This window comes from Nocardia sp. NPDC058497 (genome assembly GCF_042720195.1).
Classification (GTDB): domain Bacteria; phylum Actinomycetota; class Actinomycetes; order Mycobacteriales; family Mycobacteriaceae; genus Nocardia.
In genome coordinates this window covers 1-1,254 of record NZ_JBHXMY010000825.1, presented here as the reverse complement: position 1 = coordinate 1,254, position 1,254 = coordinate 1, and the positions used below count along the sequence as shown (strand labels likewise).

Below are 1,254 nucleotides of genomic sequence, written 5' to 3'. Positions count from 1 at the left end.
TCCCTATCCGCCGTGTTCGGCTCGATCGCCTTACGCAGCTGAAACCGATCGAGGATTTCTTGACTCACACCCACGCATGGGTCATAACTCGGCGGCGCCTCGAGCTGCAGCCCGTCCGGCGTCATGTTAGCAGTCGGTGTCGCAGTCGGCTCACCGCTCCCAATATCAGTGGCACAACCGTTAACCAACAATCCCGCCATCACAATTGGAACCCAGCGCATTACCCCCGAAGTGGCCAATAGTATCTCAGCTCCCTCGCAAGATCGAAGCCGACTCCGATCGCAACCATCCATACAATTATGGATATCGACCCGACGGCCAGTAGGCCAATGGTCGACACAAAAATCGCGACGAGGTCGATCCAGAAGATTACTTCTGCAACACGAATCGCAACCACACCGACTCGACCTCGATATAGCAAAAACCCAACGGAGATGAACGTCATTGCGGAAATCGCGGAAATCGACAAGGCAACCTTGTTTGCCGTCGAAAAACCACTATCGAATGGATCGGAGAAATGAAAGAGCAGGACAAGCGCGGCCGATACGGCAAACATCAGAAGGGCAAGCACGACCGCGACCACAATTCGAATCCGTGAGATCCGACGTGCTACGGCCAATTCACCGTAACTACCTGGGGCCGAGGTCATTTCGCCGTCACCGACCAGTCCGCATCTCCGTCTCGCACGGTCGCGTCACTATATTTCGCAGCGTCGGTCGTTGGCCAGTGACCTTCGGGGAAACCTTGGGGGTTGTCCAATTCCACCTGTAGAGCCTGGGCTTGAGTCACTGCCGAGCTGACGACAGCGACCATTCCGGTGACCGCCGTAGCCAGCAGGGTCGCGACTTTGGCCGCTGACACAATGCCGGCGATCGCGGCAGGGAGGGCGCCAACCCCCGTGCTTGCAGCGCCCACCTCTATCAGCGCCTCGGCAATAACAGAGATAACAATGCCCAACAAAGAAGCATAGAAAGCAATACCAGCTGCTCCGACGGTGAGCATCGCTGTCCGAGCCGCATTGGAAATTGTTCCCACACGCGCAACAGCTGTTCGCTGGGGTGTGATGGCAGTGCCATATGCAGTGGCTGCGGCCCCTTGCCAGTAGCCGTCAACCTTGACCGCGGTAGCCTCGAGATCCGAGGCAATCGTGTTCGCCTCCTTGGTAAGACCAACCCACTCATATTACGAAGATACAAAGAAACCCGGGGCCGCAAGCCCCTTCAACTAGTCAACCTATATCTCCCCCAAACGACA

General features: G+C 56.8%; 3 protein-coding genes. All 3 read right to left on the bottom strand.

Going from position 1 to position 1,254, the window contains the following annotated elements; genetic code table 11:
- Positions 1 to 200, bottom strand: a 200-nt coding sequence (locus tag ACFWPJ_RS31430; RefSeq protein WP_378856939.1) for a hypothetical protein, incomplete at its 3' end; no start/stop codon positions are given.
- A gap of 20 nt (positions 201 to 220) precedes the next feature.
- On the bottom strand, positions 221 to 583 hold the full coding sequence (locus ACFWPJ_RS31425) for a hypothetical protein (RefSeq protein ID WP_378856937.1): 363 nt from the start codon (positions 581 to 583) through the stop codon (positions 221 to 223).
- Between the two features lie 62 nt (positions 584 to 645).
- Positions 646 to 1,002: a hypothetical protein gene (locus ACFWPJ_RS31420; protein ID WP_378856935.1), complete on the bottom strand. Its 357-nt coding sequence runs from the start codon at positions 1,000 to 1,002 to the stop codon at positions 646 to 648.
- Positions 1,003 to 1,254 lie beyond the last annotated feature (252 nt).